We start from the raw sequence: 20404 nt of genomic DNA, 5'->3' as shown, positions 1-20404 counted from the left end.
CCCCTCTTCCTGCTTGATGTGGCAAGAACTATCAGAGGGCGCTGACAGTGAGGTCAGTTCTGCTCGCCCCCGTGACACCCCCTGTACGCCCTCCCCGACCCGCACCAGCAGTCCGCCCCCTTCGCCGGCGGCCACGCCACCGCCTTGCCCCTCGCCGCCAGCGTCGTCGCGTACTGCGGGAGCAGGTCCGCGTTCGACGGGGAGGACTGTTCCGAAGCTGCGAAAGCCTCGTAGGACGGGACTGTCGCCGTCACGATGCCCAGGTTGGCCGTGCCCGTGGAGGACAGATCGCGGAGCGAGGCCTCGATGTCCGTCAGGTGGGCCGTGTGGGTCGGGTACTCGGATTCGAGTTCGGGGTACGCCGTCAGGAGTTCCGACAGTTCGCCCTCCGGCCAGTGGAGCACCGCCACCGGGAAGGGGCGGGACAGCGCCGAGCGGTAGGAGCCCAGTTCCGAGCGGAGGCGGGCGATTTCGGCCTGGAGTTCGGCCGGGTTGTTCGAGCCCAGGGCCCACAGGCGGTTCGGGTCGTGGAGTTCGTCCAGGGAGATCGACGCGTGGGCCGTGTGGACCTTGTCCGCGAGCGCGTCCCAGTTGTCGTGGGCGCGGCCCAGCATGCGGCGCACGCGGTGGCGGCCGGTCAGCAGGGACTGGGTGTCGTAGGGGACGTCGTCGTCGCCGGGGGTGAGGAGCAGCGTGATCGCCGTGGTGAAGCAGTCGTGGGACGCCTCGAGCTCGTCGTGGGACTCCAGCGTCTCGGCGATGATCTCCCACGGGGCCGGGTCCGCGGGGGCCGCCGTGCGGATGCCGGTGATCAGGGCGCGGGCCTCGGCCTCGTGGCCGTACTCCCACAGGTTCGCCGCCTGGAGAGCCTTGACGAGCAGGGGGCGCTCGGGGCCGTCGGCGAGGAGGCGGTCGTAGAGGCTGGAGGCGCTTTCGCGGTCGCCGGCCAGTTCGAGGTGGGCCGCGGCCTGGAGCAGCAGCGACTCGTTGTCCTCGGGGTACTGCGTCGCGGTACGCAGCAGGCGCTCGGCTTCGGCGTTGTGATCGGCAGGCGTGTCGGGGCGCATGGGGGACACGGTACTGCCGTACGGGGGTTCGGCGGGGGGCACGTTCGCGTGATGGCGGACGTGCTGTGTACCACTCTGGTGACTTCGGCGATCAGCGCCTAACCTGCGCCCGTGCGGGAGCGGATACCGGTCGTGGTCCAGGGGCGCGGCTCGCGGGGGCGGGCCCGGTTCGCGGGTGCGCTGTGGGCAGTTGCCGAGATCACCGTCACACTCGGCGTCGTGGTGCTTCTGCTGGTGGTGCACCAGTTGTGGTGGACCAACCGGCAGGCCCGCGAGGGGGCCGAGCGCCGCGTCCACGCCCTGGAGCGGGAGTGGGACGCCTCCGTCGGTGAGGCCCCGGAGGTCGCGCCGTCCGACGATCCGCCGGGTGGCGAGGATCCGCCGGTCGCCGAGGGTGGGGGACGCGACCCCGGGCCCCGCGAACGGGAGTCCGTACGCCCGCCCGCGCCCCGCTGGGACCAGGCGTACGCCGTCCTGCGCATCCCGCGCCTCGGTGTTGTCGCCCCCGTCGCCCAGGGGATCAGCAAACAGGGCGTCCTGGACAAGGGGTACATCGGGCACTATCCCGGCACCGCGCACCCCGGAGGCGGTGGCAACTTCGCCGTCGCCGGGCACCGCAACACCCACGGCGAGCCCTTCCGGCACATCGACCGGCTGCGCAAGGGGGACGAGATACGGGTCGAGACGCGGAGCGCGGTGTACGTGTACGCCGTCGACCGAGCCCTCAGCCGGACGAGCCCCCGGGACACCGGCGTCATCCGGCCCGTTCCCCGCAGTCTCGTCACGCCGTCCGCCGGGTACAGCGCGCCCGGCTACTACCTGACCCTCACCACCTGCACTCCGGAGTACAGCTCCCGGTACCGGCTGATCGTCTGGGGGAAGCTCACGTCGATGCGGCCGCGTTAGCGCGTCACGGCTAGGGTCCTGACGTGCTCAAGCGTCGTCCTCAACTGCTGTGGCTGCTCGTGCCGTACGTCCTGTTCGTCGGTGCGCTGCCGCTGGTCAACCGTGTGCGGCCCGTCGTGCTCGGGTTGCCGTTCCTCTTCGTCTGGCTGCTCGGGGCGACGCTGCTCACTCCGCTCGCCGTCTGGCTCGCCCGGCGGGGGGACCGCAGGTGAACGCCGCCGTCGCCACCTCGATCTTCGGCCTCTTCATGATCGGCACCGTCGCTCTCGGGCTCCTCGCCGTACGCGGGCGGGGAGGTGGGAGCGGCGGGCTCGCCGAGTGGTCCGTCGGCGGGCGCAGCCTCGGGGCCGTCTTCATCTGGGTGCTGATGGCCGGCGAGGGCTATACGAGTTTCAGCTATCTGGGGGCAGCGGGCTGGGGCTACAACTACGGCTCACCCGTGCTGTATGTGGTGGCGTACATGTCCTGCGGCTACGCCGTCGGTTACGTCGTCGGGCCCATGTTGTGGGCCTACGCCCGCAAGCACGGTCTGGTGGGGATCACCGATATGGTCGCCCACCGCTACGACCGGCCCTGGCTCGGCGCCCTGGTCGCCTTCCTCGCCACCGTCTTCCTGCTCCCCTACATCCAGCTCCAGATCACCGGCATGGGTGTCGTCGTCTCGACCATCTCCTACGGTGCCATCAGCCTCAACTGGGCCTACTTCCTGGCCTTCGCCGTCACCACCGGCTTCGTCGTGGTGAGCGGGCTGCGCGGCAGCGCCTGGGTGTCCGTCCTCAAGGACGTGCTCGTCATCGCGACCCTGGGCTTCCTCGCGATCTATGTGCCCCAGCACTACTTCGGAGGCTACGAGGAGTTCCTCGGGCGGCTCGTCGCGGAGAAGAGCGAGTGGCTGACGCTGCCCGGGCACGGGGGCGGCGGTTTCGGGGAGCTGTGGTTCGCCACCACGACCCTGCTCAACTCCCTGACCGTCGTGATCTTCCCGACCACCGTCGCCGGCTACCTCGGCGCGCGCAACGCCGACGCCCTGCGCCGCAACGCGATGTGGCTGCCCGCCTACAACGTCCTGCTCTTCGTGCCCATGCTCCTCGGCATGGCGGCCCTTTTCGTCGTGCCGGGACTCGTCGGCGCGGAGTCCAACCTGGCCCTCTTCGAACTCGTCGTGGACTCGCTGCCGGCCTGGGCGGTCGGGATCGTCGGGGTGGCGGCGGCCCTGTCGTCCATCGTGCCGATGGCGGTGTTCATGCTCGTCATCGGCACCATGTGGGGACGCAGCGTCCTCTCCCTGGTGCCCGCGCTGCGCGAGCGGCAGAAGGGTGCGGCCCAGATCGTCGTCGTGGCGGCCGGCGCGATCGCCCTGCTGCTGACGTACATCGCCCCCAACACGCTCGTACGGCTGTCCCTCATCTCGTACGAGGGGATGGCGCAGCTCCTGCCCATGCTGCTGCTCGGGCTGGTGTGGCGGCGGCTCACGTTCGCGGGTGCGCTGACTGGTCTCGCCGTGGGGGTGACGATCGTCTGCGTGCTCGTCTTCACCGGGCGCGATCCGGTGTGGGGCATGAACGCGGGCATCGTCGCCCTCGCCGCGAATCTGGCGGTCGCGCTGGCAGTGACGTACGCGCGCCCGGCCGACCGTGATCCACGGCCCGACGGGGAGGTGCTGGCCGAGGATCCCCTCCCTGCGGCCGATCCCTCCCGCGAGGCGCATCCTGTATAACGGCTGGAAGGTGTCCCGAAGGTGTTCGGGCAGCAGAGCGAGGAAGTGAGGTGGGAGCACATGGACGGCCGCCGGCTGTCGCGATGGGTGCACCCCTCCGCGTTTGCGCTGTTCCTGCTCTTCGAGATCCTGATCGCCGACGGCAGCAGCCTCTCCGCCGCCGTCGCGCTCGCCGCGACCGCCACGGCCTCGGCCGGTTCGGCACTGGTGGTCTGTGCCCTCATCAGCGCGCGCTGCGTGCCGGCCGTGCCCGTCACCCGGGTGCGTACCGCTCTGCGTGACCGGCGGCGGCGCACCGCGTTCCTGCCGCAGCGGGATCCGGATGCACGGGGCCGCACCAGGCCCAGGGCTCCCGGGCGTCTCGTCCTGACGACCGCGTAGGGGCGCAACCGCTCGCCGCAGGCCCGCTCGCCGCCGGATCACTCGCTTCCGGGTAGCTCGCCTCCGGGCAGTCGCTTCCGGGCTGTTTGCGTGCGACGGATCGCTCGAGCGATGGACCGCTCGGGCCGGCCCGGCACTTCCGCAGCCTCCGCACCCCCTCGCGGGTCGTCATGCCGCCATGACCGCATCCCGGCACGACGAGACCCACGGAGGGCTCACCCATGTCCGTATTCGCCAACCTGGTCGAGCAGCTCGCCGACCTGCTCCAGCCGCTCTTCCACGCATCGGCGACAGCCGCCGCGATCGTCCTGTTCACCGCACTCGTACGGCTCACCGTCCACCCCCTCTCACGTGCCGCCGCGCGGGGGCAGAAGGCCAAGGCCCGGCTCTCGCCGCAGATCGCCGAACTGCGCAAGAAGCACGGCAAGAACCCCGAGCGCCTGCAGAAGGCGATGCTGGAGCTGCACACCAAGGAGAAGGTCTCGCCGCTCTCCGGGTGTCTGCCGAGCCTGTTGCAGCTGCCGGCGTTCTTCCTGATGTACCACCTGTTCTCCAGCAGCCGGATCGGCGGGGAGCCCAACCGTCTGCTCGGCCACACCCTCTTCGACGCCCCCCTCGGCGACCGCTGGGCGGATGCCCTCGCACACGGCGGGGTGTTCGGAGGTGCGGGCCTCGTGTACCTCGTGCTCTTCGCGGTCGTCACAGGCGTCGCGATCTTCAACTTCCGGCGTACGAAGCGCCAGATGGCGGCCTCGCCGCTGCCGCAGGGGGACACCACGGGCATGGGCGCGATGATGAAGATCATGCCGCTGATGTCCTTCGCGACGCTGATCACCGTGGCTGTGGTGCCGCTCGCCGCCGCGCTGTACGTCGTCACCAGCACGGCCTGGACCGCGGTCGAGCGGACGGTCCTCTACCGGGACATGCCGACGGCCGGCGCGCTGGCTACCGCCGCGTAACAGTCCAGGTTGTGAACGGGGTCTTGCGGAGTGATCCGATGTCTTGGAGGATCAGCCAATCCTCCGAACCCCTCCGATGGCCGCTACCCATCGTCCGGGCTCGCACCGAACCAGGGGAGACAGACCATGAAGCTGCTGCGTGTCGGCACCTCGGGCGCCGAGCGCCCGGCCCTGCTCGACGTGGACGGGACCCTGCGCGACCTGTCCGGCCTCGTCACGGACATCGACGGAGAACTGCTCGCCGACGCCTCCGCCCTGGCTCGGATCCGGGCCGCGGCACAGGCCGGCGAGCTGCCCGCGCTCGACGCCGACGGGCTGCGCACCGGCCCGCCGCTCGCCCGGATCGGCAAGGTCGTGTGCATCGGGCTGAACTACCACGACCACGCGGCCGAGACGGGGGCGGAGGCCCCCGCGGAGCCCGTCGTCTTCTTCAAGGCGGCGGACACGGTCGTCGGGCCGAACGACACGGTGCTCGTGCCGCGCCGCAGCCGCAAGACCGACTGGGAGGTCGAGCTCGCGGTCGTCATCGGGCGTACGGCGCGCTATCTGGAGGACGACGAGGACCCGCTGTCGTACGTCGCCGGATACGCGATCTCGCACGACGTGTCCGAGCGCGAGTTCCAGATCGAGCGCGGTGGTACGTGGGACAAGGGCAAGAACTGCGAGACGTTCAACCCGCTGGGCCCCTGGCTGGTGACGGCGGACGAGGTACCGGACCCGCAGGCACTGAGCCTGCGGCTGTGGGTGAACGGCGAGCTGAAGCAGAACGGCTCGACGGCCGACCAGATCTTCCCGGTGGCCGAGGTGGTGCGGTACGTCAGCCAGTTCATGACGCTGTACCCGGGAGACGTGATCAACACGGGTACGCCGGCGGGGGTGGCGATGGGGCAGCCGGAACCGAAGCCGTATCTGCGGGCGGGGGACGTGGTGGAGCTGGAGGTCGAGGGGCTGGGGAGGCAGCGGCAGGACCTCAAGGACGCGTAGCGCGCCTGGCGGCGCGGGGGTTGGGGGTGCGGGGGCGGCCCCCCGGGGCCTGGGGGTGGGGCTTTGGGGGGCCGACCCCGGGTCGGGGGGATGTCGGCTTCGGGCCGGGGGTGCGGGGCTCCGGGGTGCGGGCTTCGGGTTCCGGCGCCGGGGCGGTGTGCTGGGGCCGGAGGTCCGGGCCCCCGTCCGTGGGCAGGTACGGCCTGCGGCCGTGTCCTCAAGCGCCGGACGGGCTGGTTTTGGTTGGACTGGTTCGGATGGTTCGGCTCGTGGGGTGGCACGGCCTGCGGCCGTTGTCCTCAAGCGCCGGACGGGCTGGTTTTGGCTGGGCGCCCTTTGCTTGTGGCCGGTTCCTGAGGAGCCGGCTGGCCCCGGATTTGGCGGTCGATTCGAGCTGCCTGCCCGGGGGTGTGCATGGCCTGCGGCCGTTGTCCTCAAGCGCCGGACGGGCTGGATGTGGCTGGGCGCCCTTGGCCTGCGGCCGCTGTCCTACAAGCGCCGGGCGATCTGAGGATGGCTGGGCGTGGCCCGGTCAGGTGCCCGGTGGGGTGGAGGCCAGGAAGCGGGACAGGGCGTCCACCACCATCGCGTGGTCCTCTGCCTGAGGGAGGCCCGAGACCGTGACCGTGCCGATCACTCCCGCGCCCTCGACCGTGATCGGGAACGATCCGCCGTGCGCCGCGTACGTGTCCGGGTCCAGGCGGGACGACTCCTCGAACGTCGTGCCCTTCTCGCGGTGCCTCGTGCCGACCAGGAACGAGCTCTCGCCGTAGCGCTCGACTACCCGCCGCTTGCGATCGATCCAGGCGTCGTTGTCCGCGCTCGAACCCGGCAGTGCGCAGTGGAACAGCTGCTGCGCGCCGCGGCGGATGTCGATGGCCACCGGGGCCTCCCGCAGGTGCGCCATCTCGACCAGCATGCTGCCGAGGGCCCACGCGTCGGCGTGGTTGAACCGGCGCAGGGTCAGGCGGCGTTCCTGGTCGACCAGCTCATGGATGGTGGGGGGCGTTGTCATACGGACACCTCCACGGTGACGCCCTCACGGGCGGAGCGGCGCGCGGCCTCCAGGACCTCGAGCGCGGCGGCCGCCTGCTCGGCGGTGACCGGCGGGGGAGTGCCGTTGCGCAGGGCGTCGGCAACGGCCGCATAGTACGCAGGGTAGTCGCCCGGGAGCGTCTCCACCGGGTCGCCGCCGCCCGTGAGCGGTGACTCTCCGCCGCCGAGCCGGCCCCACTGCGACTCGTCCTCCACGCCCCACGGCTTGTGGGTGTCCGGGCGCTTGCCGTCGCGGAGGTCCGCTTCCTGCGGGTCCAGGCCGTACTTCACATATCCGGCGGCCGAGCCGAGGACCCGGAAGCGCGGGCCGAGCTGGGCGGTGGTGGCGCTGGCGTAGAGGTGCGAGCGGACGCCGTTCGCGTGGGTGAGCGCGAAGAAGGTGTCGTCGTCGGCCTTTGCGCCGGGCCGGCGCAGGTCGGACTCCGCGTACACGCGGGTGACGGGGCCGAACAGCGTCAGGGCCTGGTCGACGAGGTGGCTGCCGAGGTCGTACAGCAGACCGCCGATCTCCTGCGGGTCGCCCGACTCGCGCCAGCCGCCCTTGAGCTGTGGGCGCCACCGCTCGAAGCGGGACTCGAAGCGCTGGACCTCACCGAGCGAGCCGTCCGCGATCAGCTTGCGGAGGGTGAGGAAGTCGTTGTCCCAGCGGCGGTTCTGGAAGACGGAGAGCAGCAGACCGCGGGCCTCAGCGAGCGCGGCGAGCTCACGCGCCTCGGCGGCGGTGCCGGCGATCGGCTTGTCCACGACCACCGAGAGACCCGCTTCGAGGGCGGCGGTGGCGACGGGGACGTGGGTCTTGTTCGGGGAGGCGATCACGACGAGGTCGAGTTCGCCGGCGTGGGCCCACAGCTCTTCCGGCGTGGCCACGAAGCGCACATCCGGGAACTCGGCGCGGGCCTGCTCCTGCCGCTCCGGGGTGGACGTGACGATCGTGTCGAGGACGAGGCCCTCGGTGGCCGCGATCAGCGGGGCGTGGAAGACGGAGCCCGCCAGGCCGTAGCCGACGAGTCCGACGCGGAGGGGAGTGCCGGTGCCAGTCATGCTCCCACTTAAGCAACGGTGTTGCCAAAGTGCAAGCGAGGGGGAGAATAGGTGGCGTGAACACCAACGGGAGCGGTTACGGGACCGGGCAGGGGAACGGACTCGGCCTCGGCAGCGGGGGGCCGTCGGGGGCCGAGCTGCCCGAACTTCCCGGCCTGTCGGGACTGCGCAGCGCGAACGCGGCGCGTGTGCTGGAGCTGTTGCGTGTGGCGGGCGAGGGCGGGATCAGCCGTCTCGAACTGGCGGAGGGCACCGGGCTCACCCCTCAGGCGGTCAGCAAGATCACGGCGCGGCTGCGGGGGAGCGGGCTGGTGGCGGAGGCGGGCTACCGCGCCTCCACCGGCGGGAAGCCGCGTACGGTCCTGCGGCTGGTCCCTCCGGCGGCGCACGCCGTGGGGCTGCACCTGGACCGTGACGAGCTGACCGTGGTGCTGCTGGACCTGGCGGGCGTCCTCGTCGGCCGGCGCGTGGTGCCGCTGGATCTGGGGGCCGGGGCGGAAGCGGTGGTGGAGGCGGTGGCCGTCGAGGTGGAGTCCCTGCTGACCGCCTCCGACCCGGGCGGGGCCCTGTCCGCCGGGCCGCTGTCCGGGCCGCTCTCCGCCGGGCGGTCGTCCGCGGGGCAGGTGTCCGCAGGGCAGCCGGGTTCCGTGCCCGCCCAGGTGCCCGCCGCCACGCCGGCCCCCGGACATGCTGGATCGGTCGCCGGACCCGGACCGGCTCCCTGGCCGGCCCAACCTGCCCCGCAGCCCGCCGAATCCGGTCCCGACACCCACACCTCCCACCGTGTCCTCGGTGTCGGCGTCGCCATGCCCGGACCGCTCGATCACACCTCCGGCATCCCCCATCGCGTCACCGGGTTCCCGCAGTGGGACGGTTTTCCCCTGCGGGACGCTCTCGCCGAGCGGCTCGGGCTGCCCGTCGCGCTCGACAAGGACACCAACGCCGCCGCTCTCGGCCTCGCCCTCCAGACCAATGCCGCAGCCCTCGGGCTCGCGCTGCAGGGGAGCGGGGACTCGTTCGCGTATCTGCATCTGGGGACCGGGCTCGGGGCGGGTCTCGTGCTCGGTGGCGGGCTCTACCGCGGAGCGCGGACCGGGGCCGGGGAGTTCGGGCATCAGGTCGTGCAGCTCGACGGGCCGTCGTGCGGGTGCGGCCGGCGGGGGTGCATCGAGGCGCTCTGTCTGGAGGCTGTCGCCGACGGGGACCTCGCGGGAGCGGCGCGGATCCTCGGCGTCGGCGCCGCCAACCTCGTGGAGCTGCTGGACATCGACCGCGTCCTGCTCGGCGGCCGGGTCGTCGAGGCCGCGGCAGGCACCTTCGTCCGCGGAGTGGGCGAGCAGGCGCCCGTGCCGGTGGAGCTCGCGAACGGTGGTCCGCACACGGTCGCGCAGGGCGCGGCACAGCTCGTGCTCGCCCCGGTCTTCGGGCGGGCCGACGCCGCCTTCTCGTCACCGCTCCCGCCCTCGCGTACCGGGCAGAAAATACGCTGATAGGGCGGAGTTCGGCCGTTCGGGGACGTGCCTCCCGGGTCACCGGGCGCCCGCGTGGCAGGGTCGCGCCCACGTCCCCTGCCCGCACCGGCCGAACAGCAAAGGTCAGCCATGCGACTGCGCAATGTCCTCGCCGCCGGCGCCGCCGCGGCCACCGTCGTCCCCGCCGCCCTCGCGGCCCCGGCGGCCGCCACCGCCGACCCGGCTGTGCGGGCCGCTGTCTCCGAGACCGCCGCCAATCAGGCCGCCCCGGGCAATGCCGCCGCCAACCAGGCCACCCCCAGCACCATCACCGCGAACAAGGCCACAGCAAGCAACGCCACAGCGGACAAGGCCGCCGTCGGCGTCACCGCCGTCCGCGCCCCCGGGGATGAGCCCACCTGCGGCGCGGTGGCCGCCAAGAGCTTTCCGATCGACTCCCGTATCCACGGCGGCCCGCCCGTGCACCACCCCGGCGGCGGCTTCGAGCAGTGGTCCGTCGACCTCGCCAACACCACCGCGGAACCCTGCCGCAACATCCACCCGGTGATCGTCTTCGCCGCGCGGGACCGCGGGCTGACCCCGCCCAGGGTCACGCTCGAGTTCTACGACGAGGACGCCTCGCGCTGGCGGCCCGCGTCCCTGGAGACCACCGCCCAGGACGAGGTCGTGGGCGTGCTCGACGACGGCGCGTTCGCCGGTTTCGCGGTGCCCGCCCGCGCGACCGTCACCGTCCGCGTCCGGTTCGCGCTGACCGCCGACACCCCGCCGAACCAGGTCACCGTCAATGCCGCCGTCGTCCAGCGGCGCGGCGACGACGGCGACTGGGTCGGCGAGTCGGCCGACTACCGCTTCGCCGTCATGGACGACGACGGTTCCGGCCTCTCGGTCACCCGCGACGAGCTCGCCACCACGGGCACCGGGGCGCTGGCCCGTCTCGGCATGGCCCTCGGCACGATCCTGCTGGGAAGTGCCGTCGTGGTGCTGGCCTCCAGGAAGCTGCGAACGGGCCGCCGCTGATCGTTCATATGCGTCTGCGAGCATCAGGCGGTGGACTACCCGAACGACCAGGCGCCCGGCGCCCCTGTCCGCTCCGGCATTCCGGAGCACGGACGCATCCCCAAGTACTACGCCGTCAAGGCCCGTGTCTCCGCCCTCGTCGACGAGTCGGCCGAGGGCGATCCGCTGCCGACCGAACGCGATCTCGCGCTGCGGTTCGCGGTGTCGCGCGAGACCGTGCGCCAAGCGCTGCGCGAACTCCTGCTGGAGGGACGGCTGCGCCGTCAGGGCCGCGGCACCGTCGTCGCAGGCCCCAAACTGGAGCAGCCGCTCTCGCTCGCGAGCTACACCGAAGGTGTGCGCAGGCAGGGCCGCAGGCCCGGCCGTAATCTCATCGGCCTGGACCGCTTTCCCTGCTCGGCAGCGCTGGCGGCGGAGATCGGCGCGAGCGTCGGCGAGCCGGTGTGGCACATGGAGCGGGTGCTGCTCGCCGACGACGAGCGCGTCGGGCTGGAGAGCACGTACGTCACCGTCGCCCGGGTGCCGCGCCTGGACGCCGACTTCGACCCCGACTCCTCCTTCTACGCCTATCTGCGGGAGCGGCTGTCCATCGCCTTCGGCGACGCGGACGAGCGGATCGAGACGGTGCTGGCCACACCGCGCGAGGCCCTGCTGATCGGTACGCCGCCGGCGCTGCCGATGCTGCTGCTCCACCGTCTGTCGCGCGACCCGGACGGCAGTCCGCTGGAGCGCGTACGGACGCTGTACCGGGGCGACCGCTTCAGCTTCACCACCCATCTCGGCAACGGCGGCTGACCGGCCGCGACACCTGCCCGAGGGCCGGCGGGCGACCGCACGCGACCCGTACCGGACCCCTCGCATCATCACGGAACGGTAACGGGTCTAGTCCAAGCTTGACGGCCCGTTCACCGTCCCGTTGCCGGTCGTCCCCGAGCGGGACACCGGCCGCGAGCAGCGTTGCGGCCGTGAGAGTCATCGTCGTAGGAGCCGGCGTGGTGGGAACCATGCACGCCTGGCACGCAGTGGAACGCGGCCACGAGGTCGTACAGATCGAGCGGGAGCAGGAGGCCCGGGGCGCGAGTCTGCGCAACTTCGGACAGATCTGGGTGAGCGGTCGCGCGGGCGGGGAGGAGCTCGAAACCGCCCTGCGCGCCCGTGAGTTGTGGCAGTCCATCGGGCGGCGCGTGCCGGAGCTCGGCTTCCGGGCCATCGGTTCGCTCACCCCCGTGCGCAACGAGCGGGAACTGGCCGTCGCCGAAGCGGCGGTCGCCCGCCCCGACGCCGCGGCCCGCGGCTACAAGCTCGTCACCACCGCCGAGGCGCGCGACATCAACCCCGCGCTGGGGGGCCGGTTCATCGCCGCCCTGTGGTGCGAGCAGGACGCGGCGGTGGAGCCGCGGCCCGCCCAACTGGCCCTGAAGAAGGCCCTGCTGGAGTCGGGCCGGTACACCTACCTCGGCGGGCGCGAGGTCCGTGACGTGGTGGGTGAGGCATCCGTCCGCGACGACCACGGCGATGTGCACACCGGTGACGCCGTCGTGCTGTGCCCGGGCGCCGCACTCTCCGGGCTCGTCCGCGAACTCGCCCCCGCCCTCCCCGTCCGCCGCGTCCGGCTCCAGATGATGCAGACCGACCCACTCGGCGAGCCGCTGACCACCTCCGTCGCCGACGCCGACAGCTTCCGCTACTACCCCGCCTACGCGAGTGAGGCGCTGGACGCGCTGAACGCCGGTCAGGCGCAGGCCCCGACGGCCGCCGAGCACAGGATGCAGCTCCTGATGGTGCAGCGCCGCGACGGCGGGCTGACCATCGGTGACACCCACGAGTACGAGCACCCCTTCGCCTTCGACACCCTCGACGACCCCTACGAACACCTCACCGGCGTGGTCGAGTCGTTCCTCGGCCGGCCGCTGCCGAAGGTCCGCCGCCGGTGGGCCGGGGTGTACGCGCAGTGCACCGACACGAGTCGTGTCGTCCACCGGGAGCAGGTGCGTGACGGCGTGTGGCTGGTGACCGGTCCCGGCGGGCGTGGCATGACCTGCTCGCCGGCGATCGCCGAGAAGACCGCGAACGAACTGGGCTGGTGATTACTGATGACCCGAACGAACCTCGTCGTCCTGGACATGGCCGGTACGACGGTCGCCGACGGCGGACTGGTCGAGCAGGCCTTCGCCGCGGCCGCCGAACGCCTCGGTGAGGCGCCCGAAGCGATGATCGGCCATGTCCGCGCCACCATGGGCGAGTCGAAGATCTCCGTGTTCCGGCACCTCTTCGGCAGCGAGGAGCGCGCACAGCAGGCCAACCGCGCCTTCGAGGAGGCCTACGGAGAACTGGTGGGCGCCGGACGGATCGCCCCGGTCCCCGGCGCGGCCGAAGCCGTCGAGAAGCTGCGGTCCCAGGGTCGCACCGTGGTGCTGACCACCGGTTTCGCCCGCACGACCCAGGACGCGATCCTCGCCGCGCTCGGCTGGCAGGACCTGGTGGAGCTCACGCTCTGCCCGGCCGACGCGGGCGGCCGCGGACGCCCCTACCCGGACATGGTGCTCGCCGCCTTCCTGCGGACGGGTGCGGTGGACGGCGTCAGCGAGATAGCGGTCGCGGGCGACACGTCGTACGACATGCTCAGCGGAGTGCGGTCCGGGGCGGGCGTCGTCGCGGGTGTGCTCACGGGAGCGCACGACAGGACGCAGCTGCTGGACCACGGAGCGACCCATGTGCTGGCGTCCGTGGCCGAGTTGCCGGATCTGCTCGCCGGGGTGGACGACCGATGAGCAGCGGCATCCGTTTCGAGAACGTCTCGGTCGTCTACGGCTCGGGCAGCGGCGGGAACACGGTTCTGGACTCGTTCGACCTCACCGTCGAACCCGGCGAGGTCATGGCCCTGCTCGGCCCCTCGGGCTCCGGCAAGACCACCGCCCTGCGCGCGGTCGCGGGCTTCGTGCAGCCGTCCTCGGGGCGGATCCTCATCGGCGACCGCGATGTCACGGGCCTGCCGCCGCACCGGCGCGGGATCGGGATGGTGGTCCAGCAGTACGCGCTCTTCCCGCACATGAAGGTCGCCGACAACGTGGCCTTCGGTCTCAGGGCCCGGAAGACACCGCGGCGCGAGATCGCCGGGCGGGTCGCCGAGGCGCTGGAGATGACGGGGATGGCGGCGTACGCGCAGCGCCATCCGCGGGAGCTCTCCGGCGGGCAGCAGCAGCGTGTGGCGATCGCCCGGGCGCTCGCGATCCGTCCCGGGGTGCTGCTCCTGGACGAACCGCTGTCCGCGCTGGACGCGCAGCTCAGGTCCGGGATGCTGGCCGAACTGGCCCGGCTGCACCGCGAGTTGCCCGATGTCTCGATCCTGTACGTCACCCACGACCAGGTGGAGGCGCTGACGCTGGCGGACCGCATCGCGGTGCTGGACAAGGCGCGGCTCCAGGACTGCGGCACCCCGCAGGACCTCTACCGGCGGCCGACGACCGAGTTCACGGCCTCGTTCGTCGGCAACGCGAATCTGCTGCCGGTGACCGTGGCGGACCGGGGGGTCTCCTTCCAGGGCGCCGCACTCGACGTGGCCGTCGGGGAAGCCGCGCCCGGCGCGGGCGCCACCCTGTGCGTACGCCCGCATCTCGTCGGCCTGGGCGAGGGGCCCAACGCCCTGCGCGGACGCGTCGCCGAAGTGCAGTGGCGGGGCGCGACCCACCGGCTGTATATCGAGGTCGACGGGCACCGGGTCACGGCCGATGTCCGCGAGCTGCGGGCGGTCCCGCTGCTGGGTGAGGACGTGACCGTCCACTTCGCGCCGGAGGATGCGGTGCTGCTGGGAGCGGGGGTCGGCCATGACCGGTCCGGCTGAGTCCGTGATGGTGGCGGAGCGCCCGGCCCCGGCCCCGGCGCCTGCCCGTACGGCCCCGGTGCGCCGGGTACCCGCCGCGGCCCTGTGGAGCCTGCCGCCCGTCGCGGTCCTCGCTCTCGTCTTCCTCTACCCCCTCGCGCTCGTGGTGCAGGAGTCGCTCGAACCGGGCGCCTACGGACGGGTCTTCGGCTCCGACGCCTTCCGCGAAGCGCTCTCCACGACGGTGTGGCTCGCCGTCGGCGCCACCGTCGGCTGTCTCGTCCTCGGGTTCGCCCTCGCGCTGATCATCGCCTTCGTCCCGTTCCCCGGCGGGAAGGCCGTCGCCAAGTTCATCGACGTCTTCCTCTCCTTCCCGTCCTTCCTGATCACGCTCGCGCTGCTGTTCGTCTACGGCACGGTCGGGATGGCCAACGGTGTGTGGACGGACGTCACCGGGGCGGGCAGCGGACCGTTCCGGTTCCTCACCACGCCGTGGGGCGTACTCCTCGCGGAGATCACGTACTTCACGCCGTTCGTGATGCGTCCGCTGCTCGCCGCGTTCTCGCAGATCGACACCGCGCAGCTGGAGGCCGCCTCCTCGCTCGGGGCGAAGCCGGCCCGCATCGTCCGGCAGGTGATCCTGCCCGAGGCGCTGCCCGCGCTCGGCGCCGGCGGCAGCCTCGTGCTCGTCATGTGCCTGAACGAGTTCGGGATCGTCCTGTTCACCGGGGCCAAGGACGTCACCACGCTGCCGATGCTCGTTTACGGCAAGGCGATTCTCGAGTCCGACTACCCCGCCGCCTGTGTGGTCGCCGTGGTCAACATCGCGATCTCCGTCGGCCTCTACAGCCTCTACCGAATGGTCAGCCGTCGTGTTGGTGCATAGCCGCAAGGGCACGTGGGCCTGCTGGGCCCTCTTCCTTCTCCTGTTCGTGCCGCTGTTCGCGCTGCCGCTGCTCGTCATCGTCATCGCGTCGTTCTCCACGAACTGGTCCGGCGCCTTCCCCTCCGGGCCGACCGCCGCCCACTACACGTCGGCGGTGCGCGGGGAGTCGTTGCGGGCCCTGACCACCAGTCTGGTCACCGCGGTGACCGCGAGCCTGCTCGCGCTGACCGTCGGCAGCTGGGCCGCACTCGCCGCCGCCGGTCTGAAGAAGCGTGGACGCAGGCTGCTCGACGCGCTGTTCGTGCTGCCGGTCGCCGTCCCCTCGGTCGTCGTCGGCCTCGCGGTCCTGGTCGCCTTCTCCCAGCCCCCGATGCTGCTCAACGGCACCCGCTGGATCGTGATCCTCGCGCACACCGTCCTGGTCACCGCGTTCGCCTATCAGTCGGTCGCCGCCGCCGTCACCCGTCTCGACCCCATGTACGAGCAGGCCGCGGCCAGTCTCGGCGCCCGGCCCCTGTACGTCCTGCTCCGCGTGAGACTGCCGCTCCTGCTGCCGTCGCTGAACGCGGCCGCGGGGCTCTGCTTCGCCCTGTCCATGGGCGAGTTGAGCGCCACGATGATGCTCTACCCGCCGGACTGGATGCCGCTCCCGGTGCTCATCTTCACCGCCACCGACCGCGGGTCCCTCTTCACCGGCTCGGCCGTCGCGGTCGTCCTCATGGCGACCACGCTGCTCGTCCTGCTCGCCCTTTCCCGCATCCGTACCAAGGCCTCATTCCGCTAAGGAGCGCACCACGCCATGCTTACGCACCCCCTCAGGCCGATCGCCGCCGTCGTCGGCAGCCTCGCCCTCGCCGCCTCCCTCACCGCCTGCGGCGGCACCTCCGCCGCAGCCGACGAGAAGGTCGTCACCGTCTACAGCGCCGACGGCCTCAAGGGCGAGAACGGCGACGGCTGGTACGACCGCATCTTCAAGGACTTCGAGAAGCAGACCGGGATCAAGGTCGAGTACGTGGAGGGCGGCTCCGGCGAGATGGTGCAGCGCGCCGTCCGCGAGAAGTCCAACACCCAGGCCGATGTCCTCGTCACCCTCCCGCCGTTCATCCAGCAGGCAGGCTCCAAGGGACTGCTCCAGACGTACCAGCCGCAGGGCGTGGACAAGGTGAACGGCGCGGACAAATCCGCCGACGGCACCTGGACCTCGGTCGTCAACAACTACTTCGGGTTCATCCACAACACCGAGCAGCTGCCGAAGGCCCCGGGGACCTGGGAGGCGCTGCTGGACGGCAGGTTCAAGAACAAGCTCCAGTACTCCACGCCCGGCGTCGCGGGCGACGGCACCGCGGTCGTCATCAAGGCGATGCACGACTTCGGCGGCAAGGAGCCGGCGATGGAGTATCTGAAGAAGCTCCAGGCCAACAACGTGGGACCGTCGTCGTCCACCTCCAAGCTGGCGCCCAAGGTCGACAAGGGCGAGATCCTCGTCGCCAACGGCGATGTGCAGATGAACCACGCCCAGTCCGCCTCCATGCCGAACCTCGGCATCTGGTTCCCGGCGAAGAGCGGCGGCCGGCCGACCACCTTCGCGCTGCCGTACGCGGCCGGGCTCGTGCAGGACGCCCCGCACACCGCGAACGGCCGCAAGCTGCTCGACTTCATGCTCAGCGAGACGGCGCAGCGCCAGGTCAGCGCGATCGGCGGCGGCTTCCCCGCCCGCTCCGACATCAAGCCGACCGACGACAACGCCATCGCGCTCGCCAAGGTGATGGAGGGCGTGGAGATCTTCGAGCCGGACTGGAAGGACATCGACAAGAACCTCCCGTCGTACATCGATGCCTGGAAGTCCGCGACCGGCAGCTGAGAGTTCACCCGGGCCATCTGGTCCGCGCAGATCTGTCGCGGAACGATAACGGGTACGGACCGACGCCCCTGAGGAATCAGGGGCGTCGCTCTGCCCACTTCACCCTCGAACCCACCCTTGACGGAGGATCAGATGCCGATCAACGGCATGTCCCGCCGCTCGGTACTCGCCGCAGGAGCCGCGACCGCCGCGGTCGCCGCCGCCGGCACCCTCGCAGCACCCGCCGCCTACGCGGCCCCCACCCTCCCGAACGGCACCAGCAAGGACAAGGTGCTCGTCATCGGCATGGACGGTCTGCGCCACGACCGGATCGACGCCGCCAACGCCCCGCATCTGAAGTCCCTGATGGCGAACGGGACGTACGGGCTCTCGCTGCTGTACGCGCCGCCGATGGCGGCCACCTCCTCCGGCCCCGGCTGGTCGACGATCGCCACCGGCGTCTGGCCCGACAAGCACGGCGTCAAGGACAACTCCTTCGCCGGCAAGAACTACGGCGCCTACCCCGGGTTCCTGGCACGGCTGGCGCAGGTGCGCCCCGAGCTGTCCACCTACGCGGCCGTCGACTGGAAGGCGCTCGACGACCAGGGCACCGTCACCCCGGGCGCCGACGGCAAGCTCGTGCTCGACGGGGACCGCGACGGCTACCCGGGCCATGACGCGACCGTCGCGAACGAGACCGAGTCGGTCCTGCGGTCCCAGAACCCGGACGTGCTCTTCGTCTACCTCGGCAACACCGACGCCGTCGCACACAGCTCCGGCACCGGGCAGCGCTACCTCGACGCCATCGCCGTCCAGGACGGCTACCTCGGCCGCTTCCTCGCCGCGATCAAGGCCCGCCCGTCCTACGCCACCGAGCGCTGGACGGTCATCGTCTCCACCGACCACGGTCACGCCGACGCCGGCGGCCACGGCGGCAGCTCCATCGAGGAGCGGCGGACCTTCGTCCTCGCGCAGGGACCCGGCATCGCGGCCGGCGCCCGGCCCGCCGACACCCGGCTCGTCGATGTCGCCGCCACCGTCTTCCACCAGCTCGGCATCGTGCCGGACCCGTCCTGGGGCCTGGACGGCAAGCCGGTCCAGCAGCGCTCCACGGACCCCTTCGACACCCTGCTGCCGTCCCTGACCGGCCGCGTGGACGAGACCGGCATCCCGGCGGGCGTCCTCGGCTTCACGCACACCGCGCCGAGCGGCTGGTCCGTCATCAACAGCGCGATGGGCACCGGCGGTATGACGGAGTGGCGCGGCTGGGCCTTCGCCACCGACGAGTTCTGGTCCCGGTCGCAGCGCGACCAGTGGCGCGAGCTCAATGTCCGCTCGCGTGGTGTCTTCGCCGTCGCCGACTCCGACGAGTGGGCCGACAAGGCGAACTCGGGGCCGTACGACTCGACGCTGGTGACCCCGGCGTACGGGGTGTCGGGGAGGACGACCGTACGGCTGGACTTCACCACCCTCTACCGGCACGAGGGCGGTCAGGGCGCCGAGGTCCTCGCCTCCTTCAACGGCGGCACGCCGGCCCGCGTCAAGAGCTACACGGCGGACGTGGTGTCGAAGCCGCAGTCGCTGAGCGTGAGCGTTCCCGCGGGGGCCTCCAGCGTCAGTTTCCGCTTCCGCTGCACGGGGGCGAACAACTGGTACTGGGTGATCGACGGGGTCAAGGTCACCGCATCCTGATTAGGCTGGTGGCGCCGGGGGGCACAGCGGCGTGTCCCCGGCGCCACCAGCACACTGCGTACGGCAGGAGTCCCGTCACATGGCAGAGCGCAAGCCGATCGAGTCCTGGCTCACCGACATGGACGGTGTCCTGATCCACGAGGGTGTGCCGATCCCCGGCGCGGACGCCTTCATCAAGAAGCTGCGGGAGACCGGGAAGCCGTTCCTGGTCCTGACGAACAACTCCATCTACACGGCGCGCGACCTGCACGCGCGGCTCGGCCGCATGGGGCTGGACGTGCCGGTGGAGAACATCTGGACCTCGGCCCTCGCGACCGCGCAGTTCCTGGACGACCAGCGGCCCGGCGGCACGGCCTACGTCATCGGCGAGGCGGGTCTCACCACCGCGCTGCACGACATCGGCTACATCCTCACCGACCAGGAGCCGGACTACGTCGTCCTGGGGGAGACCCGGACGTACAGCTTCGAGGCCCTCACCAAGGCCATCCGGCTGATCAACGCCGGGGCGCGGTTCATCTGCACCAACCCGGACGAGACCGGTCCCTCCGCCGAGGGCCCGCTGCCCGCCACCGGGTCCGTCGCGGCCCTGATCACCAAGGCGACCGGCCGCGATCCCTACTTCGCGGGCAAGCCGAACCCGCTGATGATGCGCACCGGCCTGAACGCCATCGGCGCCCATTCCGAGACCAGCGCGATGATCGGTGACCGGATGGACACCGACGTGCTCGCGGGCCTGGAGGCGGGCATGGAGACGTTCCTGGTGCTCACCGGGGTGACGACGCCGGATCACATCGACCGCTATCCGTTCCGGGCCTCCACGGTCGTCGACTCGATCGCGGACCTCGTCGACCGGGTGTGACGCCCGCCCCGCGTCACCCTCACCCAGCGTATTTGTGCAGGTCAGGGGTGTAAGGGTCGGGCAAGATCGCTCCAGCGGATGCGAAAACGCGCCAGACGCGTGAATCTTTCGGTGTCAGGAGGTTCACAATGCGTTCAAGTTCGATTGCTCTCCGTGCCGCTGGTGTGGCCGCCGTCCTGGTGCTTGCACCCTTCGCCCCCGAGGCCCGCGCGGACGATGCCGTGGATGTCACGGTGTCCCCGGCCGACGCCGTACCGGGCGACGAGGTGGAGGTCCTGGTCAAGGGCTGCAAGACCACCGCGGGTGCCGCGACGTCGGTGGCCTTCGTCTCCGCCGCCGAGCTCGCCTGGCAGGACGGGCAGCGCTCCCGGCTGTTCGTGGAGACGCGGGTGAAGTCCTCCGTGAAAGTCGGCACCTACACGATCGGTGTGACGTGCGACGGCCGCAAGCACCCGGACGTGGGTGTGCTGAAGGTCGTCGAGCGCCGCGCGAAGGCGTCCCCCTCGGCGGAGCCGACCCCGGACGCGCCCGTACGGGCCGGCGGCGGCGGTACGGCGGCCCTGGCCGCCGACCAGGAGCACGTCGAGGTGCGGGACGGCGCGGGCCCGGGCACCGGGCACGCCGTGACCGGTCTGGTGCTCGCGGGTGCGGCGGCCGTCGCGGTGGCCTTCCGTGGCTCGCGGCGACGCCGGTCGGGTGCTGAGTGA

The 20404-nt window shown here is 71.6% G+C and carries 21 protein-coding genes; 18 read left to right on the top strand and 3 right to left on the bottom strand.

All coding sequences use genetic code 11. The features are described 5' to 3' along the window. Window positions 1-53 precede the first annotated feature (53 nt). Window positions 54-1067, bottom strand: a complete 1014-nt coding sequence (locus OHA05_RS13100; protein ID WP_328860665.1) for an SEC-C domain-containing protein — start codon at window positions 1065-1067, stop codon at window positions 54-56. 111 nt (window positions 1068-1178) lie between these two features. Here OHA05_RS13100 and OHA05_RS13095 point away from each other — a divergent pair, with 111 nt between their 5' ends. The 6 genes from OHA05_RS13095 to OHA05_RS13070 all read left to right on the top strand — a co-directional run bounded on the left by OHA05_RS13095 (window position 1179) and on the right by OHA05_RS13070 (window position 6014). Next, window positions 1179-1973, top strand: coding sequence for a class E sortase (locus OHA05_RS13095; protein WP_443043685.1), 795 nt, complete (start codon window positions 1179-1181; stop codon window positions 1971-1973). A gap of 53 nt (window positions 1974-2026) precedes the next feature. Beyond that, on the top strand, window positions 2027-2185 hold the full coding sequence (locus OHA05_RS13090) for a DUF3311 domain-containing protein (protein WP_313948994.1): 159 nt from the start codon (window positions 2027-2029) through the stop codon (window positions 2183-2185). Next, entirely contained in the window at window positions 2182-3690 is a 1509-nt protein-coding gene (locus OHA05_RS13085) for a sodium:solute symporter family protein (protein ID WP_328860664.1), read from the top strand. Before OHA05_RS13090 ends, OHA05_RS13085 begins: the two co-directional genes overlap by 4 nt. 60 nt (window positions 3691-3750) lie before the next feature. Next, a complete protein-coding gene (locus OHA05_RS13080; protein WP_313948995.1) occupies window positions 3751-4071 on the top strand; it encodes a DUF6412 domain-containing protein in 321 nt (106 codons plus the stop codon). 221 nt (window positions 4072-4292) lie between these two features. Further along, complete coding sequence (locus OHA05_RS13075; RefSeq protein ID WP_328860663.1) at window positions 4293-5030, top strand: YidC/Oxa1 family membrane protein insertase; 738 nt, start codon at window positions 4293-4295, stop codon at window positions 5028-5030. 126 nt (window positions 5031-5156) lie between these two features. Next, complete coding sequence (locus OHA05_RS13070; protein ID WP_328860662.1) at window positions 5157-6014, top strand: fumarylacetoacetate hydrolase family protein; 858 nt, start codon at window positions 5157-5159, stop codon at window positions 6012-6014. A gap of 532 nt (window positions 6015-6546) precedes the next feature. Here the strand turns inward: OHA05_RS13070 and OHA05_RS13065 are convergent. Beyond that, window positions 6547-7029 carry a heme-degrading domain-containing protein gene (locus tag OHA05_RS13065; protein WP_313946141.1) on the bottom strand — a complete coding sequence of 161 codons (483 nt, stop codon included), beginning with the start codon at window positions 7027-7029 and terminating at the stop codon, window positions 6547-6549. Beyond that, entirely contained in the window at window positions 7026-8111 is a 1086-nt protein-coding gene (locus OHA05_RS13060; RefSeq protein WP_328860661.1) for a Gfo/Idh/MocA family oxidoreductase, read from the bottom strand. The genes OHA05_RS13065 and OHA05_RS13060 overlap by 4 nt, the downstream gene beginning before the upstream one ends. 56 nt (window positions 8112-8167) lie before the next feature. On the opposite strand from OHA05_RS13060, the gene OHA05_RS13055 reads away from it, so the two are divergent. The 12 genes from OHA05_RS13055 (at window position 8168) to OHA05_RS13000 (ending at window position 20404) form a co-directional block, all read left to right on the top strand. Next, window positions 8168-9601 carry an ROK family protein gene (locus tag OHA05_RS13055; RefSeq protein WP_443043684.1) on the top strand — a complete coding sequence of 478 codons (1434 nt, stop codon included), beginning with the start codon at window positions 8168-8170 and terminating at the stop codon, window positions 9599-9601. A 111-nt stretch (window positions 9602-9712) separates the two neighbouring features. Continuing rightward, window positions 9713-10600 carry a hypothetical protein gene (locus tag OHA05_RS13050; RefSeq protein ID WP_328860660.1) on the top strand — a complete coding sequence of 296 codons (888 nt, stop codon included), beginning with the start codon at window positions 9713-9715 and terminating at the stop codon, window positions 10598-10600. A 30-nt stretch (window positions 10601-10630) separates the two neighbouring features. Beyond that, window positions 10631-11395 carry a GntR family transcriptional regulator gene (locus OHA05_RS13045; RefSeq protein ID WP_313946144.1) on the top strand — a complete coding sequence of 255 codons (765 nt, stop codon included), beginning with the start codon at window positions 10631-10633 and terminating at the stop codon, window positions 11393-11395. A gap of 170 nt (window positions 11396-11565) precedes the next feature. Further along, window positions 11566-12687: a TIGR03364 family FAD-dependent oxidoreductase gene (locus OHA05_RS13040; RefSeq protein ID WP_328860659.1), complete on the top strand. Its 1122-nt coding sequence runs from the start codon at window positions 11566-11568 to the stop codon at window positions 12685-12687. Window positions 12688-12693: 6 nt separating this feature from the next. Beyond that, on the top strand, window positions 12694-13371 hold the full coding sequence (locus OHA05_RS13035) for a phosphonatase-like hydrolase (RefSeq protein ID WP_328860658.1): 678 nt from the start codon (window positions 12694-12696) through the stop codon (window positions 13369-13371). Beyond that, complete coding sequence (locus tag OHA05_RS13030; protein ID WP_328860657.1) at window positions 13368-14441, top strand: ABC transporter ATP-binding protein; 1074 nt, start codon at window positions 13368-13370, stop codon at window positions 14439-14441. The genes OHA05_RS13035 and OHA05_RS13030 overlap by 4 nt, the downstream gene beginning before the upstream one ends. Then, on the top strand, window positions 14425-15306 hold the full coding sequence (locus OHA05_RS13025) for a 2-aminoethylphosphonate ABC transporter permease subunit (RefSeq protein WP_328860656.1): 882 nt from the start codon (window positions 14425-14427) through the stop codon (window positions 15304-15306). The genes OHA05_RS13030 and OHA05_RS13025 overlap by 17 nt, the downstream gene beginning before the upstream one ends. Then, complete coding sequence (locus tag OHA05_RS13020; RefSeq protein ID WP_328860655.1) at window positions 15293-16090, top strand: ABC transporter permease; 798 nt, start codon at window positions 15293-15295, stop codon at window positions 16088-16090. Before OHA05_RS13025 ends, OHA05_RS13020 begins: the two co-directional genes overlap by 14 nt. Before the next feature lie 15 nt (window positions 16091-16105). Next, complete coding sequence (locus tag OHA05_RS13015) at window positions 16106-17167, top strand: 2-aminoethylphosphonate ABC transporter substrate-binding protein (protein ID WP_328860654.1); 1062 nt, start codon at window positions 16106-16108, stop codon at window positions 17165-17167. Between the two features lie 132 nt (window positions 17168-17299). Beyond that, window positions 17300-18838, top strand: coding sequence for an alkaline phosphatase family protein (locus OHA05_RS13010; RefSeq protein WP_328860653.1), 1539 nt, complete (start codon window positions 17300-17302; stop codon window positions 18836-18838). Between the two features lie 79 nt (window positions 18839-18917). Then, complete coding sequence (locus tag OHA05_RS13005) at window positions 18918-19697, top strand: HAD-IIA family hydrolase (protein WP_313946152.1); 780 nt, start codon at window positions 18918-18920, stop codon at window positions 19695-19697. A 128-nt stretch (window positions 19698-19825) separates the two neighbouring features. Next, window positions 19826-20404, top strand: coding sequence for a hypothetical protein (locus OHA05_RS13000; RefSeq protein WP_313946153.1), 579 nt, complete (start codon window positions 19826-19828; stop codon window positions 20402-20404).

This window comes from Streptomyces sp. NBC_00306 (assembly GCF_036169555.1).
Classification (GTDB): domain Bacteria; phylum Actinomycetota; class Actinomycetes; order Streptomycetales; family Streptomycetaceae; genus Streptomyces; species Streptomyces achmelvichensis.
The sequence above is the reverse complement of the archived record's forward strand: the minus strand, read 5'-3'. Positions and strand labels throughout refer to the sequence as shown.